The organism is Microcoleus sp. S28C3 (genome assembly GCF_036700785.1).
In the GTDB taxonomy this organism is placed as follows: Bacteria; Cyanobacteriota; Cyanobacteriia; order Cyanobacteriales; family Microcoleaceae; genus Microcoleus; species Microcoleus asticus.
Genome location: NZ_JAUBPO010000121.1, coordinates 1 through 18,412 on the forward strand (window position 1 = coordinate 1; position 18,412 = coordinate 18,412).

General features: G+C 44.8%; 19 protein-coding genes and 1 pseudogene. 13 read left to right on the forward strand and 7 right to left on the reverse strand.

Features of this window, described 5'->3' with window-relative positions; translation table 11 throughout:
- Nucleotides 1–233 (reverse strand): annotated as a pseudogene (locus tag QUA13_RS27255) (IS630 family transposase); the annotation flags it as partial.
- A gap of 177 nt (nt 234–410) precedes the next feature.
- Here QUA13_RS27255 and QUA13_RS27260 point away from each other — a divergent pair.
- Nucleotides 411–1,343 (forward strand): IS630 family transposase, encoded by a 933-nt coding sequence (locus QUA13_RS27260; RefSeq protein ID WP_333203609.1) that lies wholly within the window; start codon nt 411–413, stop codon nt 1,341–1,343.
- On the opposite strand, the gene QUA13_RS27265 is transcribed toward QUA13_RS27260, so the two are convergent.
- The 4 genes from QUA13_RS27265 to QUA13_RS27280 all read right to left on the reverse strand — a co-directional run bounded on the left by QUA13_RS27265 (nt 1,321) and on the right by QUA13_RS27280 (nt 6,386).
- Complete coding sequence (locus QUA13_RS27265) at nt 1,321–1,896, reverse strand: winged helix-turn-helix domain-containing protein (protein ID WP_333203579.1); 576 nt, start codon at nt 1,894–1,896, stop codon at nt 1,321–1,323. The genes QUA13_RS27260 and QUA13_RS27265 overlap by 23 nt on opposite strands.
- 234 nt (nt 1,897–2,130) lie before the next feature.
- Nucleotides 2,131–3,621, reverse strand: a complete 1,491-nt coding sequence (locus QUA13_RS27270) for a HoxN/HupN/NixA family nickel/cobalt transporter (protein WP_333203581.1) — start codon at nt 3,619–3,621, stop codon at nt 2,131–2,133.
- Nucleotides 3,622–3,661: 40 nt separating this feature from the next.
- Entirely contained in the window at nt 3,662–5,062 is a 1,401-nt protein-coding gene (locus QUA13_RS27275; protein ID WP_333203583.1) for a hypothetical protein, read from the reverse strand.
- Nucleotides 5,063–5,171: 109 nt separating this feature from the next.
- Entirely contained in the window at nt 5,172–6,386 is a 1,215-nt protein-coding gene (locus QUA13_RS27280) for a DUF4331 domain-containing protein (protein WP_333203585.1), read from the reverse strand.
- Nucleotides 6,387–7,155: 769 nt separating this feature from the next.
- On the opposite strand from QUA13_RS27280, the gene QUA13_RS27285 reads away from it, so the two are divergent.
- From QUA13_RS27285 to QUA13_RS27300, 4 genes are all read left to right on the forward strand, one after another.
- Nucleotides 7,156–7,725, forward strand: coding sequence for a sigma-70 family RNA polymerase sigma factor (locus QUA13_RS27285; RefSeq protein ID WP_333203587.1), 570 nt, complete (start codon nt 7,156–7,158; stop codon nt 7,723–7,725).
- A gap of 144 nt (nt 7,726–7,869) precedes the next feature.
- Nucleotides 7,870–8,490 carry a cupin domain-containing protein gene (locus tag QUA13_RS27290; RefSeq protein WP_333203589.1) on the forward strand — a complete coding sequence of 207 codons (621 nt, stop codon included), beginning with the start codon at nt 7,870–7,872 and terminating at the stop codon, nt 8,488–8,490.
- A gap of 140 nt (nt 8,491–8,630) precedes the next feature.
- Nucleotides 8,631–9,104: a DUF732 domain-containing protein gene (locus QUA13_RS27295; protein WP_333203591.1), complete on the forward strand. Its 474-nt coding sequence runs from the start codon at nt 8,631–8,633 to the stop codon at nt 9,102–9,104.
- Between the two features lie 170 nt (nt 9,105–9,274).
- Complete coding sequence (locus QUA13_RS27300) at nt 9,275–10,081, forward strand: hypothetical protein (protein WP_172190297.1); 807 nt, start codon at nt 9,275–9,277, stop codon at nt 10,079–10,081.
- A 93-nt stretch (nt 10,082–10,174) separates the two neighbouring features.
- Here QUA13_RS27300 and QUA13_RS27305 read toward each other — a convergent pair whose 3' ends face one another.
- Nucleotides 10,175–10,717, reverse strand: coding sequence for an acireductone dioxygenase (locus QUA13_RS27305; protein ID WP_333203593.1), 543 nt, complete (start codon nt 10,715–10,717; stop codon nt 10,175–10,177).
- Between the two features lie 509 nt (nt 10,718–11,226).
- Between QUA13_RS27305 and der the strand changes: the two genes are divergently transcribed.
- The 8 genes from der to proC all read left to right on the forward strand — a co-directional run bounded on the left by der (nt 11,227) and on the right by proC (nt 17,795).
- Nucleotides 11,227–12,588: a ribosome biogenesis GTPase Der gene (gene der, locus QUA13_RS27310; protein WP_333203595.1), complete on the forward strand. Its 1,362-nt coding sequence runs from the start codon at nt 11,227–11,229 to the stop codon at nt 12,586–12,588.
- 193 nt (nt 12,589–12,781) lie between these two features.
- Nucleotides 12,782–13,153 (forward strand): four helix bundle protein, encoded by a 372-nt coding sequence (locus tag QUA13_RS27315; RefSeq protein WP_333203597.1) that lies wholly within the window; start codon nt 12,782–12,784, stop codon nt 13,151–13,153.
- Nucleotides 13,154–13,331: 178 nt separating this feature from the next.
- Nucleotides 13,332–14,327: an energy-coupling factor transporter transmembrane protein EcfT gene (locus QUA13_RS27320; RefSeq protein WP_333203599.1), complete on the forward strand. Its 996-nt coding sequence runs from the start codon at nt 13,332–13,334 to the stop codon at nt 14,325–14,327.
- Between the two features lie 165 nt (nt 14,328–14,492).
- A complete protein-coding gene (gene acpS, locus QUA13_RS27325) occupies nt 14,493–14,951 on the forward strand; it encodes a holo-ACP synthase (protein ID WP_333203601.1) in 459 nt (152 codons plus the stop codon).
- Nucleotides 14,952–14,993: 42 nt separating this feature from the next.
- Complete coding sequence (gene pipX / locus QUA13_RS27330; protein ID WP_006634205.1) at nt 14,994–15,263, forward strand: transcriptional coactivator PipX; 270 nt, start codon at nt 14,994–14,996, stop codon at nt 15,261–15,263.
- A gap of 72 nt (nt 15,264–15,335) precedes the next feature.
- A complete protein-coding gene (locus tag QUA13_RS27335) occupies nt 15,336–16,001 on the forward strand; it encodes a YggS family pyridoxal phosphate-dependent enzyme (protein WP_333203603.1) in 666 nt (221 codons plus the stop codon).
- 117 nt (nt 16,002–16,118) lie between these two features.
- On the forward strand, nt 16,119–16,736 hold the full coding sequence (locus tag QUA13_RS27340) for a cell division protein SepF (RefSeq protein WP_333098482.1): 618 nt from the start codon (nt 16,119–16,121) through the stop codon (nt 16,734–16,736).
- 213 nt (nt 16,737–16,949) lie between these two features.
- Entirely contained in the window at nt 16,950–17,795 is an 846-nt protein-coding gene (gene proC / locus QUA13_RS27345; RefSeq protein ID WP_333203605.1) for a pyrroline-5-carboxylate reductase, read from the forward strand.
- 36 nt (nt 17,796–17,831) lie between these two features.
- On the opposite strand, the gene QUA13_RS27350 is transcribed toward proC, so the two are convergent.
- Nucleotides 17,832–18,302 carry a hypothetical protein gene (locus tag QUA13_RS27350; RefSeq protein ID WP_333203607.1) on the reverse strand — a complete coding sequence of 157 codons (471 nt, stop codon included), beginning with the start codon at nt 18,300–18,302 and terminating at the stop codon, nt 17,832–17,834.
- Nucleotides 18,303–18,412: the final 110 nt, after the last annotated feature.

Sequence of the window (18,412 nt, forward strand, 5' to 3'; positions counted from 1 at the left end):
ATCTTGCGATTTTTATATTTATTTTGTAAGTATTTTATGAATTTAACTGTTGATTTTCCATCACCAGATGGATGGCTCTGAATATGGAATTCTTTGCTTTGATAATTGAGTGCGCCAAAATAAGTTTGTCTATCTTTTTCATTGGTAATTGGGACTTCAATTCTGATTTTTGATTGACCCCAAACATAACCAGTTAGATCACCATGAAGTAGATGACATTCATCTAATACCAATTCACTATGAAGGTACACTAAATTTATGCGAAAAGTAGAGGAGAGCCAATATGGCCAACAAATTTAAAGTAGAAATCCAGGAAACGGTTGAGGAACTAGAGCATCGACTCGAACGGGCTATAACCGCAGTCTGCACAAGAAAAATTACTGCTATTATACTGGATTGCCACAAAAAAAATCAAAACAAGAGAAGAATTAGCCATGATGCTGAAGCGAGACTCTTCAACAATAGATCGTTGGTTAAGAGCTTACAAACAAGGTGGAATTACCTTATTACTCACAGTTAAAAAAGCTCCCGGAAAGACTCCACATATACCAGCGGAAGTCAGAGAAAAATTAATCAAAAAACTGCAAGAACCACAGGGAGAAACAAGTTATGGCAAATTACAGCTCTGGCTCGAAAAAGAATGCGGAATTAAAGTGAGCTATAAAGTGGTACATGACCTAGTTCATTATAAATTGAAAGCTGACCTGAAAGTCCCAAGGCCCCAAAGTAACAAAGCGAACGAAGAGGTGCAGGCAAGCTTCAAAAAAAAACTATGTGAGCTCATCAAAGTAATGATTAAATATTTCGGAAACTCCAAGCCTGTAAGGATATGGTGTCAGGACGAGAGTAGATTTGGATTGATTACTATGCAGGGCAGAATGATTACATTAAAGGGGGTAAAACCCATTGGTAAAAAGCAATGGAAACGAGGAAACTTCTATGTTTATGGAGTTGTAGAGCCATCAACAGGTGAACAATATTATCAAGATTTTTCTCAGCTCAATCACAACTGCTTTCAAGAGTTTTTAAATGGATTTGCCCAAAAATACTCAGACTACTTCAATCTAATTATCATGGATAATGGTAGCTTTCATAAAGCTCTCTTATTAGACTGGCATGATCATGTAATGCCAATATATTTACCAGCCTATAGTCCTGAATTGAATCCGATTGAAAGATTGTGGGAACATACAAAAAAAGACCTCAAATGGGAAAATTATTCGAGTTTACATAAACTCAAAGAACAGGTAGATATAATTATCAAATCTCTCACGAATCAAGAAGTTTTATCTCTCTGTGGTTGGGACTATATCCTGGAAGCTATATTAAGTGCAGGTTCATAGTGAATTGGTATAAAAACAATACTATTATTTCCCCAGATTCTATACCAGCCTTGTTTTTAAATAAAATATCGTTAATTTCTTCCGTCTTTTTTTTTACCAGTTCTTTATCAAATTTAGGATTAGTTTTTTGAGTTTTTTTCCAACTTATTTTCGCCCGGTCGAAAAGTTCATAGTAACTCTGTTTTGATTTATATATCACACCAAGTTCTTGAGCTAAATAAGTAACCAACTCATCTAAATTCCAATATTCTTTATTCTTTAACCACTCGATTACTTCAGTATTTTGTCGAGCTGTTAAATACCCTTTTGACCCTTTATGTCCTAGTTTGATTCCGGCGATGCCTTTGGTTTTAAATTGTTTCTTCCAATAACCAACAAAAAAACTACTTACACCTAAAATCTGGCTAATTTCATGGTAAATATTACCTAAAAGCGCCATTTTTACAGCTATTGCTCGTTTTAGTTCTCTGGCATCGATATCGCTTTTAATGAAAGATTCTAACAACGCTATTTCTTTTTCCATATCTTTTTGTGGCAGTTGTAAGTTATTCATTTTTTATTGTCACAATCAAATATTGCATATAATTTTATCATAGTCTTGATAATGATTTAGGATTGCTATAATGGTTTGATTATTTCTGTCGATGCAATTTAAATGCTGATTAGCTTAGTTCAATTTTGGAACTCAAAAACTATCAAGAATCCCCAGTTAGAGAAAATGTCTAAACACGATTTAGGCGTAAGTGGTGGTTGATTTCGGTGACGCTACTTATCCATTGCGAATTACTCACTGATTCGCCCCCAATATTTTAAACATAGCCTGTCCGGTAATCCCCAACCCCAAAAACATTACAAACGTCGCGCTAATCGCAGGCAAAAATTTGACTGCGGTTATCTGTTTTGGCAGTTTATCAAAATTACGTTTGGCATAAACTAAGATTAATCCGATCGCACTCAGCACTAAAGCCAATCCCAAACTAAATGCTACCACTAGCGTCATTCCCAAACCAACATTACCCAAAGCCGACGCGCTCAACAGCATCACCAAAGCGGAAGGACAAGGCAACAAACCGCCAGAAATTCCCAACGCTAATAAGCTTTTCCAAGTAATAGCAGAACCGTCAGCACCGGGCGGCAAATGCGAGTGAACGCGGCCGTCTCCGTGATGGTGGTAGTGGTGAGATATATCGGCTTTTACAGGTTTAAATTCTCTCTCCCAACTTCCCCTACTCAAAAGATTTACTGCTTCTTCACCTTCGGCAGTAAAGACTTTAGTCCTTAGAAACCAGTTTTTACTATTAAAAATTTTACTTTTGATTTTTTTGATAACTTCAGTCCTCACTACAAACCTAGTTTTAATTTTTTCTAAGAGTAAGTTAAGACCGATGAAGGCTACTAATAAACCTGAGATTAAACTCAGCCAAGGATCTAATTTTTCAGGATCAATTAAGTTAGAAGCAAACAAAGTAATTCCGCCCACAGCAAACACGCCGGCAGTGTGAGTAATTGTAGTCGTCGCTGCTAGAAATAAAGCGTGTACCGGAGTAGCTCGCGCACCCACTAAATAAGCGCCGACTATGGTTTTTCCGTGTCCGGGCGACATCGCGTGCACGCATCCCCAAGCAAATGCTCCCGCTATTGCTAACAGCAAACTCCAACCAGAATCCCAGATAGATTCCTTTCCTGCTACTAACAAAAAGTCCCGGTTTTGCGGCGTAAATACAAAGCTTTTTACAGCACCCGCTTGCACGATCGTAGCTTGACAGCTAGCTGTCAGCACTCCGGGCAAAAACAGATTGTAATTAATCCGCAATTTATCGGGTTTTGAGATGGAAATTGTGTCAGGTAAACCGGGGGTTATATTTTGAGAAGGTGCGGCCCAGGTGTAGTTTAAGATTAAGGTGCTGTGGGTATTCGGCTGCTGGATTAAGCTGGCGGTTTTAGCTGCTATTTCTAGCGGTGTTACTGCTACAGAGCCTTGAATATTGCTACTGTTGGCGATGCGGATTTGTTGGCTAAAAAACTTTTCTAGCTGTGTTTGGTGGCTCCGAACTTCAGCAGGTTGTAGCTGGCTGTCTCGATTGTCGTCGGCGAAGTTTGTTAAGCCGGTTGGGAATGTTAATGTTACTTCGGTTTGCAAATCGTTGACTACTATTTCTGCTACAGATAAGTCTGACCAGTGCGAGTAAACTGGTCTGGTTGAGGTTGTGAAAAATAGTAATATTGTCAGAAAAAAAAGAATCAGATATTTGTACGATCGCACAAATTTTGTGTGCATAAATTTCTCCTGCTTCAAGAGGCTGTTCTTCTGGCTCATTTCAAAATTCATAACTTCCCAAACCCAATGCTTGGCGAGATCGATCGTCAAAACTCGGGTCAATTTCCTTGGACTTTTGAAAATAAGCGCGAGATTCAGCATCCTTACCTAAAGTCCGGGCGATCGCACCAGCCCGGTAAAACATACCCGCATCGCGAATGCCCGATCGCAGTATTTCGGCCATGACTCGATCGGCCTTTTGCCATTCCCCAGCGGCGGAAAGCGCCCAAGCCAAAGTATCCAGCGTCACTGCATCCCGCCGAATTTTCACCTCCTCCTGCATTAACGCCAGCGCTTCCGCGACATCCTGCGATCGCCCTTTTTCCAGCAGCAAACTCGCCAAGTCGCGCCGGTGGCCAAAACCGCCAGAAACCTGTTCCTGTCGCAGCCCAGCTTCTGCTTTGTCGCGAAGTCGCCGGGATTCGATCGCATCTCCCTCTAACTCTTTAACTCTCGCCATACCGCGATCGACAGTGCGATCGAACACAGTCGCAACCCCGCCAGAATACGCAGAAACTTTGCTGTAATAGCCTTCCGCCTCCCGATAATTGCCCTGGCGCGTCTCCAAATCCGCCAAATAAATCAGCGCCAGCGGGTATCGCGGCACCAACCGCAGCGCCTCCAAAAACAGCGCTTTCGCCTGCACAAACTGCCCGCGACGCGCGTAAAATCGACCCAAGAGCGATCGGGCCCGCGCCGAACCCGCAACCTCTCCCGGTTCCTCCGCCGCCATTGCTTGGCGGTAATCCTGCAAAACCTCAGCATCTCGGCCCTGAGATTCTCTCACCAAAGCTCTCAAAGTGAGAGAACCCAAGTTGGGAATCCGGTTAACTAAGGCTTCTGCGGCTGCATTTGCCTCGCTCACTTTTCCCATTGCTAAGTGAGATGTAACTGAAAGGGCGATCGCATCTTCATTATCAGAACCCACCTGTTTAGCAAAGCGCAAAGCAGTAGCAAAATCGTGTCTGGCCTCGGCAATTCGAGCTAAAACTAACAGTGCACCTTTGTTGTCAAAAGGCAAATCGGCTATCGACCTTTGAGCCGCCTGTTCTGCCAATAAAAACCAACCTCCCTCCCCAGTTGCGCGAGCCATTTTTAAATAAGATCCCGCCAGTGCCGCCCGGTTCAAACCGCTGCGGGAATCAACAGCCAGCCGCTGCTGGTAAAAAGCAATTTCTTGCTGAATTGCTTCCTTTTGATTGGGATTATTTTTCAAACTTTCCGAGAAATGATATCGGTAATTAGCATCGAGATTTTCGGAACTTTTATTAGAAAATTTACCTGAAATAAAACGCAAGTTAGGAGGTAAATTTACTACTACCATCCCAACTAAAGGAGCTACTATTAGCAGCCACCACGAGAAAATATCAGATTTTATTTCCGGTTTAGTTTTAGTTTTCATACATCCGCGTTAATTAGCGCTCATCTGCGGTTAAAAAAAGTATTTTCTATCTGTCATTAGCCAAGAACTAATGACTAATGACTAATGACTAATGACTAATGACTAATGACTAATTAGGCAAAGCCAAATAAGGAAAATTCGGTTCTAAAGGTTTGTGTCCCTGAGCCGGATTTCCCGGAGTTCCGTTATATGAAACGTTATCGCCAACCGGAGAACCTACCAAAGCTCCCAGAGTAATATCAATAACGTCGTCCATCAGCATACGACCTCCGATCAAACTTCCTTGAGCATTTGTAGCGCTAGCGTAGCCGCTGGTTTTTGTGGTATCGATCCGCATGACATCGGGTAAGAAAGCTCCGGCGATCGCATTTGGATCGACATTATCCCGACCGTCCAAAAGATCCACAGCATTCAGAGTAGCAACAGCTTCCTGCCGCACTGGAGCAGCCGCACCGCTCAAATCCAATCTCGGAGGAATACTATTGAACGCTTCCAGGAAGTCGGGAGTAACTATCAAACCCTCATTAATTGCAGGTCTCGCCAAACGCTCGAATTGTTTGAAACCGCCAACTCCGTCTCTGATAGAAACAGTTGACCAAACATCAAAAGTATTCGCCCCGCTTCCTGCTTGCAAAAACGCTTTCGGAACGCGCACGGCAATTGTATTGACGTTGTAACCTTTAGTAAAGTCGATCGCTTGATTCGGTTGTTTAAAAGTAGTGCGCGGCCCCGTTCCCAAAGCTGCGGCGCGAACTCTAAAAAATTGTTCGACATCAAAGAAAAACGGGTCTTCCCGCAACCCTGCAAATACAGTCAGGTTAGAACCGCCCACAGGTACTGTATTCAAAACAGCATTAGAATTCAGCGGAGTTGTGGCAATTAATCCGCCGTTAACTGTAGTCTTAGCAACTGTCTCGGAGCCACCGCGAACAGCAGTCACAGCCACTGCCTGCATACCTTTATTGTTAGGCGGACTGAAAGCAAACCTCAACACAATATCGGCGCGTCCAGTCGGGGTAGAATTTACGTCACCTACCTGCGAGATGTGAACTTGGTAGAGAGCAGTGGTGCTGAAATAATATTGATAGCGAGCTACAGACCTGGGATTTGAATTCAGGATCAATACTAAATCCCCCTCGGCAGCTCCTGAATTTTGGTCTTTTTCCCGAAATACGTAGAGGTCAGTTAAATTGACAGCGCGACCTTTGATATCTACTTCGCCGTCGTCGTGGTCGGAAGCGACAATTATCCCTGGAGTTAATAGAGCAATTAGAGCTACTTCAATAGCTAGTATGGTTCGGCGAATTTTTTTTGTTAGCTTCACAGTTAGCACCTTTATTTCAATGAAATTTTTCCACAAATCAATGGTAAATAACCCGCATTCGCGGGTTTTAGTTTTGTAGCAACAGGTGGAAATCTGTCAACCTGTCGGGCCTTTGAGCTGTTGCTGAGCCTTCTCCTATTGGTGGTATACGAAGGTTTGGCAATTTTGGATCTCTGCTGCCAGATTAATTTATGTAAAAAAGGGCGTTATTGAGCATTTACTCGTTCCCGAACTATTCTTGGGAATGCCTGCTCAAAGACAGAGCCTCCCTCGAACCAGTGGAGCCAGAGCATCGCTTATATAGGTTTCTAGGCTCTTCTTGGGAGCGAGCTAACAAAGCTTAGGAACGAGTGAATCGCTGGTTTGACCGAAAGCATCCAGGATACAAGCCCCCGGATTCATCCGTCCAGAAATAAAAAACCTGTATCCGATAAAGGAGCCCCCAAATTGATCCGTGGGGTCAATGCTTCAATTCTCAAATCTCAAATCTCAAATCTCAAATCTCAAATCGATTGACTGTTCAGGCTCAGGGCATTTCTTCGTTGTGCATAAAGCGGATTGTTAAGTGTCAAAAAAATTACTAATCAGGTGGTAAAATTCAAGATGACTTGGGATTTTAAAAATTCAAAGCACGACAAAATTAGCCCGAAAAGGCATACTCCAGCTTGTACCCCCAACTTCAAACTTACAATTATGTTCTGTAGTGATATACGCCGAATTGTTAATTTTGGATCTGTGCCGTCAAAACAAAATTTTTGGGTACACTGAAATGACAGGCCAGAAGTCAGGCGATGAATCGCTGCTTTTAGTGCAGATTGCCCGGAAAGACCAAACGGCATTAGCTAAACTTTACGATCGCTACGGTCGCCCAAGTTACGCTCTCGCTTACAAAATTCTGGGTTCGGTAGAAGAAGCTGAAGAAGTGGTAATCGATGTTTTTTCCCAAATTTGGCAAAAAGCAGCAACTTACGATCCTTCTCGCAGTCGAGCAGATACCTGGTTGTTCATGCTGACCCGCAGTCGTTCCCTCGATCGACTCCGAGCGATGCAGCGAACAGTCCGGGCTGCTGAAGCTTGTCTGGAAGAGGCTAAAGTACCCATCTCTAGCGTTGCAGAACCGATGGAAGATGCAATGTTTAAAGAACGCAGCGAACAAGTCAAAGCAGCCTTAGAAAAACTGCCAAAGGAACAGCAAGAGGCGATCGAACTCGCCTACTACCAAGGGCTGACTTGCGCGGCGATCGCAGCTAAAACTGGTATCCCGACAGGTACAATCAAAACCCGAATTCGGTTGGGCATTTCCAAATTGCGTCAAGCTTTGAGCGAACAATTTTTTTAGATTGTCAAAAAACAAAATTGAATTTTTTTAACATCAATCTAAAATTATGGCATCTCCAATCATCCATCTTGAGTGCGAGGGCAGCAGACCAATCTCAAATTTAAAATCAACTTAGGCTGAATTACAATTAATGGCGGAAAACAGATGGAAATGATGCCAGACGAGGAGTATAAAATCCTTGCAGCCCTTCAAGCTCTCGATATCCTCGACGAGTCAGAACGCGGCGCATTTGCAGAGAAATTGAAAGAGTCCGCAAAACTTACAAGTGAATTAGCAGCTTTTGAAGCCGCAATTGCCGCGATCGCCTACACAGCCCCCCCAGTTACTGTCGCTCCCGACCTCAAAAACCGCCTGTTCCAGCGCATAGCCGAACTGCCGCTAACTCCGGCAGAATTAGTCAATTTAAAGCCCATTGTTAGCTCCCCAACAGAGAACAATACTCCATCTTTAATCGTGCGATCGCGCGATGTCCAATGGAAATCTTATGGAGTTCCGGGAGTCTCGTTTGGCAAGCTTTATATTGACAAAAAAAAGCGCGAAATTACCTGCTTGATGCGACTAGAACCTGGAGTAACATTTCCCATGCACCGACACGCTGCCTCGGAGGAAGTGCTTGTATTAGAAGGAGACTTAATTGTAGAAGGGGAAATTTGCCATCAAGGTGACTACATTCGATCGGTTCCCGGTTCCACACATTCGCCCCTCACAGAAGGGGGATGTTTGCTGTTAATGAAAACTTCCCTAGACAACGAAATGCTCGTCTGATATTATGTCGGTTAAATTTCCTGCAATGATTGCTTTTCGCTTAGTCGAGGCTGGTTTATGTCGCTACACGCTCTGACTCCCTAACACCCTACGGCTACGCATTGTGCGGCGAACAATCCCAAATAGATCACGTAATTCCAATGCTAAAATACTTGCGTTTAACTGCTGTTTTGTCCGCCGTTATTATACAATTTGTACCCAGCGACCCAAGCGCGATCGCCCAAGAACGCGAAGGATGTTTTCTGGTCAATTCAGCGGGAGAAGTAATTAACTTAAATTTGTTGTGTTCGCCTCAAGAATCCGACATTAAGCTGACAGGAAACGATGGGAAATTTCTCGAAGACTACAAACGCTTAGCAAAAAGCTACTCTCCAGAAGCAACGAACAATTTACTGCAAGCAATCCAAAGGGCCCCCGGTCAAAAAATTGCCACAGCTAAAAGAATGTGTGCGGAAGCAAAATCGGGAGTTTCTCTGCCGGAGTTTAAATTAAGAGCGATCGGGCAAGCTGTCAGTATCGAAAATCCAACTGCCAAAGAAAGTTTTCTCGCCGATGCCGATATTATTACCACTCTTGCCGCCAACCATTATTGCCCGGAATTAGCCAGTAAGTAATATCATGAAATCTGTAGGGACGCGGTAAGGGAGCATCTCACTTTTGCTTTTACTGTCGGTGTGCGATCGTCCCGCTCGCACTCCTAAAAAATGCTTTTTACCAAACTGAGATGCTCTCCACGGTAATGCCGCGCCTCTACTTGCAGCAACGATCCATGAAGTTACCGGACATGAAACATTTAAAATCAAGCTCCGCGGACTTGCGGGATTTATTCAAAGACAGCATTACAGTTAAATACCTCGCGGAACCGCTGAAAGCTGTCCCCGCTTGCGAAGACGCAGCCAAATTGCGATCGTGGATGGAGGCCCGCGATTTTGACGTGCTCGGTATCGAAGAAAACGGCACGGTTTGCGGCTATGTAGAACGATCGCACTTAGGTAAAGGCAAGTGCAGCGACTACCAGCAAATTTTTCACCCCTCACAATTAATCGCCGCGGCCACTCCTTTAATGGAATTGCTCCCGCTGCTGCGAGAAAAACCGAGATTATTTGTATTGGAAAGCAACAGGATCAACGGAATTGTTACCTGCGGCGATTTGCAAAAAGCACCGGTGCGGATGCTGCTGTTTGGATTGGTGACGCTTCTCGAAATGAATTTATTGCGAATCGTGCGCATCTACTTTCCCCAAGATTCTTGGCAGAAATTGCTTAAGGGCGATCGCATCGTAGCGGCAAAACACCTTTGGGAATTGGGGCGATCCCGAAATGAAGCAATTGACTTAATCGATTACCTGCAATTTTGCGACAAGCGAGATTTAATCCTGACTTCTGCGGAAATAGTCGATCGCCTGGGACTCAAATCCAAACGCTACGGAGAGCGTTTTTTAAAATCAGCAGAAGCATTGAGAAACAAATTAGCTCACGCTCAAGATTTAATCAACGGTTCTTCTTGGCCGGAAGTGATTTTTTTAGCTCAGGAAATAGAAGCGCTTTTGCAGCGCTGCGAAGAAATTGAAATAGCTACACCACTCGATTAGATAGCCTTTCATGGGTAACATTAGTTTTTAGTAAGGTGCGCAGTACGCACCTTACATTGAGTTTTTACGAAGGTTTGCACGGATCGCACTACATTAGTTTTTAATTTTTAACTTCCTGTTGGTGTACTGAGGAACCCACCCTTGAGCAGTGGTGTAATACTGCACGGCTTTCAAGTACAACGACGGAGTGAGATAAAACCAATGTTCGGTATTTGCAGGCACTTTAATATATTCTTCAGCTTCCAGCATTAACTGTACCTGACAGCCGTTAGAATACACAAACCCAAAAACACATTCTCCAGCTAAAATGTGAAGAACTTCTGGATCTGTGTGGGTGTGAGTGCGATTGCTTTGAGCCATGAGCGGGTAAATCTGTGGCGAACCGGGGTGCAGCACTTTTAAGTCGCACCACTGACATCCGTCTGCACGCTTGAACTGTTGCAACTCGCTTTGAAATGCTGCGAGTATCTGCTGTTTTTCTGTTACATTGAGAATGTCTTGGGCTAGCAGTTCTCGAACCGCAGGATTTTCCCTCATTGGCAGACGATCGATCTGAACATTTAAAACAGCCAGTTGGCTGGCGATCGCCCCGATATCCCTATAAGTCCTACCGTCTTCTAGTTGCATAACAGCCATTGTAAACCACCTATTTATTTGGCTTTGAGGATAATTTAGTTTACTGTTTCCATCTAGTGTGACAGACTAAAATCCTGCTTGTTTTCTATAATAGCCGATCGCTAAAATTACATATTTGGTCTAACAATTTATTAAACATTTATCACAGCTTAACTCTAAAAATTAAAATTTTAACTTTTATTTAATAAGATTGAGAGTAGAGAGTAGGGTTCCATAGACACTGCACGTTACTGGTTGAAAAACAGGGTGACTAAATCTCCCAAAAATTTAAACACCGCCAAACCCCGAGCAGTTTAGAGAATCAAAAATGCAAAAATTAGCTGCCAAGCGATTTTCCACAGTACGGGTGGCTACCTAACAGCGCGCCGAACGACTAGAAAATGCGTAGGACAAACCGACAAAAACAGCTAACCTCAATACAGAAATAAGCCTTTCCATTTGAGTGACATTCCCTTATAATTAAAGATTAAAGCTCAAAATTACGGCGCAGCCTAATTGCTGCTACTTTTATGCCTCTACCTATAGTTGCTATTATTGGACGCCCCAATGTAGGCAAATCGACGATCGTCAACCGTTTAGCCAACACCCAAGACGCGATCGTCCACGACGAACCAGGAATCACGCGCGATCGCACTTACAGACCGGCTTACTGGGGCGATCGGGAATATCAAGTCGTAGACACCGGCGGTCTAGTATTCGACGACGAGACAGAATTTCTGCCTTTAATTCGCGAACAAGCAATGGCGGCCCTCGCAGAAGCCAGCGCAGCTATTTTCGTAGTAGACGGACAAACCGGGCTCACCGGCGGCGACGAATCGATCGCATCTTGGCTGCGACTGCAAAAAGTCCCCGTCATTCTCGCCGTCAACAAATGCGAATCCGAAAATACAGGACTCACCCAAGCAGCAGACTTTTGGCAATTGGGACTCGGAGAACCTTACCCAATTTCAGGCATTCACGGCAACGGCACCGGCGAATTGCTCGACAAATTAATTACTCACCTTCCCACGGAAGCGTTACCAGAAGTTGACGAAATTAAAGTAGCAATTATCGGTCGTCCCAACGTCGGCAAATCGAGTTTGTTAAACGCATTTCTCGGAGAAAATCGTGCCATAGTCAGCCCGATTTCCGGCACAACCCGCGACGCGATCGACACCTTAGTAGAACGCAACGGTCAAACCTACCGCCTGATCGACACAGCCGGAATCCGCAAAAAGAAAAACGTCGAATACGGCGCAGAATTTTTTGGCATCAACCGCGCTTTCAAAGCCATCCGCCGCGCCAACGTCATACTGTTAGTAATTGACGCAATTGACGGCGTTACCGATCAAGACCAAAAATTAGCCGATCGCATCAGCCAAGAAGGTCGAGCCTGCATCATAGTCGTCAACAAATGGGACGCCGTAGAAAAAGACTCCGACACCATCTACGAGTACGAAAGAGAAGTAAGAACCAGACTTTATTTCCTCGACTGGGCAGAAATGATTTTTGTTAGCGCCATGAGCGGACAGCGAGTTGAAAAAATCATTGAATTAGTAGACAAAGCCTCCGACGAACACAAACGCCGCGTCACTACCGCCGTCATTAACGAAGTCATAGAAGAAGCCACAAGCTGGCACTCAGCCCCAGTTACCCGCCAAGGAAAACAAGGCAAAATCTATTACGGTACTCAAGTGCGATCGCAGCCACCGACAATTGCGCTGTTTGTCAACGATCCCAAACGCTTCACCGAAAATTACCGCCGCTACATGGAAAGCCAATTTCGCAAACACCTCGGCTTTACCGGTACACCAATGCGGCTGCTTTGGAGAGGCAAAAAAGTTCGTGCCACCGAAATGAGCACAACAAACAGAGCACTGCGCGTCAAGTAATTTTAGATTTTAGATTTTGGATTTTAGATTGAAGAAAAAACGCAATTGAATGATAAAATTAATGAATTGCGTTTTTTTTGTTTCCTCAAAAATCAAACAATTGCCAACTCCAAATGTCAAATACCCAATCGAAAATCAACAATCTTAAATCCCCCCATGAAAAAATCTAAAATCTAAAATCTAAAATCCCAAGATGGACGAACAAGAGTTTAAACAAAGAACGAAGCAGCTAGCATTAAGAGTTATTAAGCTAGTAAGTTCACTGCCCAAAAATACCGTTTCTGAGGTAATTGGCAAGCAGTTAATTCGTTCAGGAACTTCTGTAGGGGCTAACTATCGAGCAGCTTGTCGCGCTAGATCGACAGCAGACTTAATTGCCAAACTCAGAATAGTGGAAGAAGAAGCAGATGAATGTTTGTACTGGATGGAGTTGATAGTTGAAGCTAAATTAGTAGATGTCGAGAATTTGAGGAGTATCATGTCAGAAACAAATGAAATTTTAGCAATGACAGTTGCCTCTATCAAAACTTTAATTGCTAAAAACCCAACAGCAAATCGCAAATAAAAAAATCTCAAAGCCCACAAAAATTGCCAAGCTAAAATCAAACAATTCCAACCATAAATCAAACAGTCAAACAATCAAATAATCAAATAATCCCCAATCAAGCAATCCCCAATCAAACAATCAAACAATCCCCAATCAAACAATCTAAAATCTAAAATCTAAAATCTAAAATCCCAAGATGGACTTACTTCGATCGCTCCCCATCGGACTCTACTTAGAACAACCAATAACCTGGCTTCACCGGCTAGACTCCCGCGTAAAACTAGCTTGGTTGATGACATTTCTGATCGCACCAATACTCGCCAATCCCATCTGGCGGTTGATGCTGGTAGGAATGTTAATCGTACTGACACTAACAGCAGCAATCCCTTTGCGGGTATGGAAACAGCAAATGGGACTGCTGCTGCTATTCTGCATTTTAATATTTTGCTTGAGCGCGATCGCTCCCGACGCACTCCCATCAGAACACCAGCCCCGCATCCCCGCCGACGAATTAACATTTTTCCAACAGCCCGCAACTCTTCCACCCCCGCCCCAGCCAAAACCCTGGTACAAAACTTTTAATTTAGCCTCAAACCCCCCAATCCCAAATCCGAAATCCCAAATCTCAAATCAACTCCCCCAACCCACAAACTACCGTTACGTTTTATTCAAACAAGGCCCGATTAAAATCACCCGCAAATCCCTAGATTTAGCTATCAACGTCAGCACCCTATTTTTCACAGTAATTTACAGTACCAACCTCTATCTCCTTACCACAGCCAGTGAAGAAATAACCAGCGCGATCGAAAACTTAATGCAACCTCTGCGCCGCTTGAACTGGCCTGTTACCGAAATAGCACTAACATTAACGTTATCTTTGCGCTTCATTCCCCTAGTATTAGAAGAAATACAAAATTTAGTGCGATCGGTCAGAACCAGAGCGATCAACTGGAAAAAACTCGGATTTCGCCGCGCCGCTCAAGTGTGGTTGATGATAGCCGAGCGGCTGTTAGAAAACTTGCTCCTGCGAGCCGAACAAATAGCCAGCGCCATGAAAGTTCGCGGCTTCACCAGTCCCGATCGACACCGTGTAGAATGGCACCAGTTGCAATTGAAAATCCGAGACTGGATCGCCCTCGGGTGCTTGATCGTCCTCTGGAGCGCCCGCTTCGTTTGGGGTTGGGACAGTTGAGATTTTAGATTTTAGATTTTAGATTTTAGATTGAATAATATTGAAGGATTGGCAAGGACTGATTCGAGCGGGGTTTCGAGTACGGGTCTACATTTGAGTAAGTTGTGTCTGGTACGCGACAGTCCTGCTAAAGTAATGGAGACAAATATTTAGAGATCCAAGACCTTGAACATCTATCTTGGGACAGATATCGTATATGTTCCGCGCATTCAAGCTGCATTAGACCGCTTTGGCGATCGCTTCCTCGAAAAAGTTTACACGCCCGCCGAACAAAGGGACTGCGGGCAAGTAAATTCTCAACACAGCAGCATTAAAGGTAAAATGAATCGAGTTTCCTGCAACCAACTAGCGGGGCGCTGGGCAGCAAAAGAAGCTGTTGTCAAAGCTCTAGGCACGGGATGGCGGGGAATACGGTATGCAGATGTGGAAATTCGGCGTTCCGAAAACGGTGCTCCCAATGTGCAACTGCACGGAAACGCTGCAGCACGAGCCTCTGTTTGGGGAAATTGCCAGTGGCAATTGAGCCTCAGCCATGACGGAGACTATTCTATGGCTACGGCGATCGCCCTTTGTACCCCGCCCTCAAACAACGCCGTGCCCACAAACACCGAAACTAAAATCTAAAATCGAAATCTTTAATCTAAAATTGACCGACTGTAAACTTGAATGACTACCGAAACTTACCTGAATCATCCAAACTTTGGCCTCCTCTTCAGGGTATCCCAGGTTGAAGACAGCCAAGAATTATTTACCACCCTATACGCCCAACGCCTGTTTTTTTTGGTGACAAACGGCCCAGGCGGGCTGAGATTTGAACCAATCAGCCGCTCCGACGCTCGCCTCATGGTCGAAATTCGCCTGCGAACCCTGCGTCGCAGCGGACAATATCAAGAGTACGACCAATTGCAGACCATTCACCAGCGCACGTTTCAATAACGAAAATCAGTAATTTGGTAATTGGTAACTGTCTTAATTTTCCTTCCCTCCAGTTCCCAGCGTTGAGCAACCATGACCATAGCCTCTCGAATTAACAGCATTCGCCAACACTTGCCTGCATCAGTGCGGTTAATTGCCGTTACCAAACAAGTACCGACTGATGCTATCCGCGAAGCATACGACGCCGGTATCCGCGATTTTGGCGAGAGTAAGGTTCAAGAGACTGCCGAAAAACAAAGCCAACTGCAAGATTTACCGGATATAAACTGGCACTTGATCGGCCACTTGCAAGCCAACAAAGCCGCTAAAGCCCTAGAGCATTTCCAGTGGATTCACTCTCTCGACAATTTAAAACTCGCTCAGCGACTTTCGCGCTTGGCGGGCGAACAGTCCTGCTCTCCCCAAGTTTGCCTGCAAGTCAAAATGTTGCCAGATCCGGACAAATACGGCTGGAGCGTTCCTGAACTGCTTGCCGACCTTCCAGAACTAAACAAATGTCAGCATATCAAAATTCAAGGTTTGATGACAATACCCCCACAGGGGTTAAATGAGTCGCAAATCCTAGAATTATTTAACAGCACCCGCGAACTTGCTGACAAAATCCAGCAGCAAAATTTGCCCTGCATTCAAATGCAACAGCTCTCGATGGGGATGTCGGGAGATTATCATTTGGCAATTCAAGCAGGTGCTACTATGGTACGGCTAGGACAAACCTTATTTGGCTCTAGGAGGGGATAAATAATTGAAATCTTCTGATAAAGACAATTTAGGTTAAATATAGAGTAGTCAGCCACCCGCAACTAACGCGCAACGCGAGTATAGTCGGGGTAGCAAAGTCGTGAAGGAGCGTGAATCATGAATATTTTTTCTAAACTGCGAGATTTTGTAGGCATCAACAATGAGCCTGAGTACGATGACGTGTACGACGAAACGGAAGGGGAGCGCTATCAGAACTTCTACCAAGCGCCTGAACCGAACGCCGCTGCCGTCGCCGCAGCAGAAGAAGAACGTCGTCAAAATCGTAGAATGCGGGAGCGGTCAGTAGTAGGATCGACAGGTATGGATGTCGTTGCACCAACCGGGGGAGTAGGGTCAGTAATGAATAACGTGATTGGAATGCCTGGAGCTATGAACGGGATTTCGGAAGTAGTAGTCATGGAGCCGCGCACTTTTGAAGAGATGCCGGCAGCAATTCGAGCCCTTAAGGAACGGAAGTCTGTGGTTTTGAACCTGACGGTGATGGACCCAGACCAAGCGCAAAGAGCTGTGGACTTTGTGGCGGGCGGTACTTATGCCCTTGACGGTCATCAAGAGCGAATTGGCGAAAGTATTTTCTTGTTTACGCCTAGCTGCGTGCAGGTGAGAACTCAGTCTGGTGTGGTTCACGAAGTGCCTCCAGCCCAAGGACGGCCCCGCCCTGCTGCTCCTGCACCTACAGTCTGGCCGGCAGAACAAGCTCCCATCGCTCAGTAGTCAGTAGTTATTAGTCAGTTGACAGTGGTGAGTAGTCAGTAGTCAGTAGTCAGTAGTTAGTAGTCAGTAGTCAATAGTTAACAACTAATAACTGTGGAATAAACACTGCGGATTAATAACATTAGCTAACAACTAAGTAACCAATGACAACTGACAACTGATAACTGACAACTGATAACTCAAAAGTGACAACTGACTAATGACTAATGACTAATGACTAACATAAAATTTGGTACGATCGGCGGCGGGGTAATGGGAGAAGCTCTCTTATCCCGCTTAATTGCACAAAAAGTTTATTTGCCTTCAGAAATATTGGTGAGCGAGCCACAACTTCAACGGCGCCAATTTTTGACGGAAACCTACGGGATTGGAACAACAGCCAGCAATCTAGAAGTTGCTGCCGCTACAGAAGTGCTGTTTTTGGCGATTAAACCGCAAGTTTTTGATACCGTAGCTTTGGAGTTGGCGGTGGCGGCCGATCGCAAACAGGGAAATAATGGAGAAACGGCTAATTCGCAGCCTGAAGCGGTGGTAGTGTCGATTTTGGCAGGAGTGCCGCTCAGCAAGCTAGAACCAGCTTTTCCGGGGCGGGGAGTGCTGCGGGTGATGCCGAATACTCCGGCGACGGTGGGGGCGGGAATGAGCGCGATCGCTCCGGGAAAACTTGTTCAATCGGCTGATTTAGAATTGGTAAAGCGCATCTTTCAGGCCGTGGGAGAAGTGGTAGAAGTACCTGAGAGTATGCTGGATGCGGTGACGGGGCTTTCGGGTTCCGGGCCCGGTTATGTCGCAATTTTGATTGAGGCCTTGACAGATGGCGGAGTTTGTGCAGGACTGCCGCGGGCGATCGCCTCTCAATTAGCTTTGCAAACAGTATTCGGCACGGCGAAACTATTGCAAGAAACGGGAATGCACCCAGCAGAATTGAAAGATCGGGTGACAAGTCCCGGGGGTACAACTATTGCGGGAATTGCTAAATTAGAGAGTAGCGGTTTTCGTTCTGCGCTGATCGAAGCAGTGAAAGCAGCTTGTTTGCGTTCTCAAGAATTGGGCAAATAAGTCAGGAATAATGCACAGAAACTATCACAAATGAGTTCAATCGCACTTTAAACCTGCCGCTTTTGCCGTCGGATATTTGACGGGAACAAAAGCTACACCAAACTCTTCTTTTCGACACTTGACAATATGGACCAATTCGCTGGGGGGATTTTTGCGATCGCCATTCTTTCCAAACTGAATAGTTCCCGTTCCTCCTTCCACAATAAAATTCGGAAGAGAAAGCGTTTTCTGCATTCCTTCGCGGCTGGGTTGCTGCTGCATTTCCATTGCCTTAATCAGTGCAATAGTTGCATCGTAAGCTAAGGCTGTATCGGTATTTACCTTGCCTCCCCACAGCTTTTGAGCCTGTTGAGGAAATTTTTTGTTAAGACTACTTAAGGGATGCCAGGGGACAGACACGATTAGTTTTTCAAAAGATTTTAGCTGGGATGCTGCTTCTAAAGTTCTCCACTTGTAAAGTACCCAAATTCCGGCTATCCAATTGCGATCGCGGTTGGCTTTAACCATTGCGATCGCGTTATTTAATGAATTGGTAATTTGCTGGGGGGGTGACAACCCGCCTGAAACTCATAGTTAGTAAGGATTGAGCCAACTTGTGGTAAAAAAAGATAGGCAGC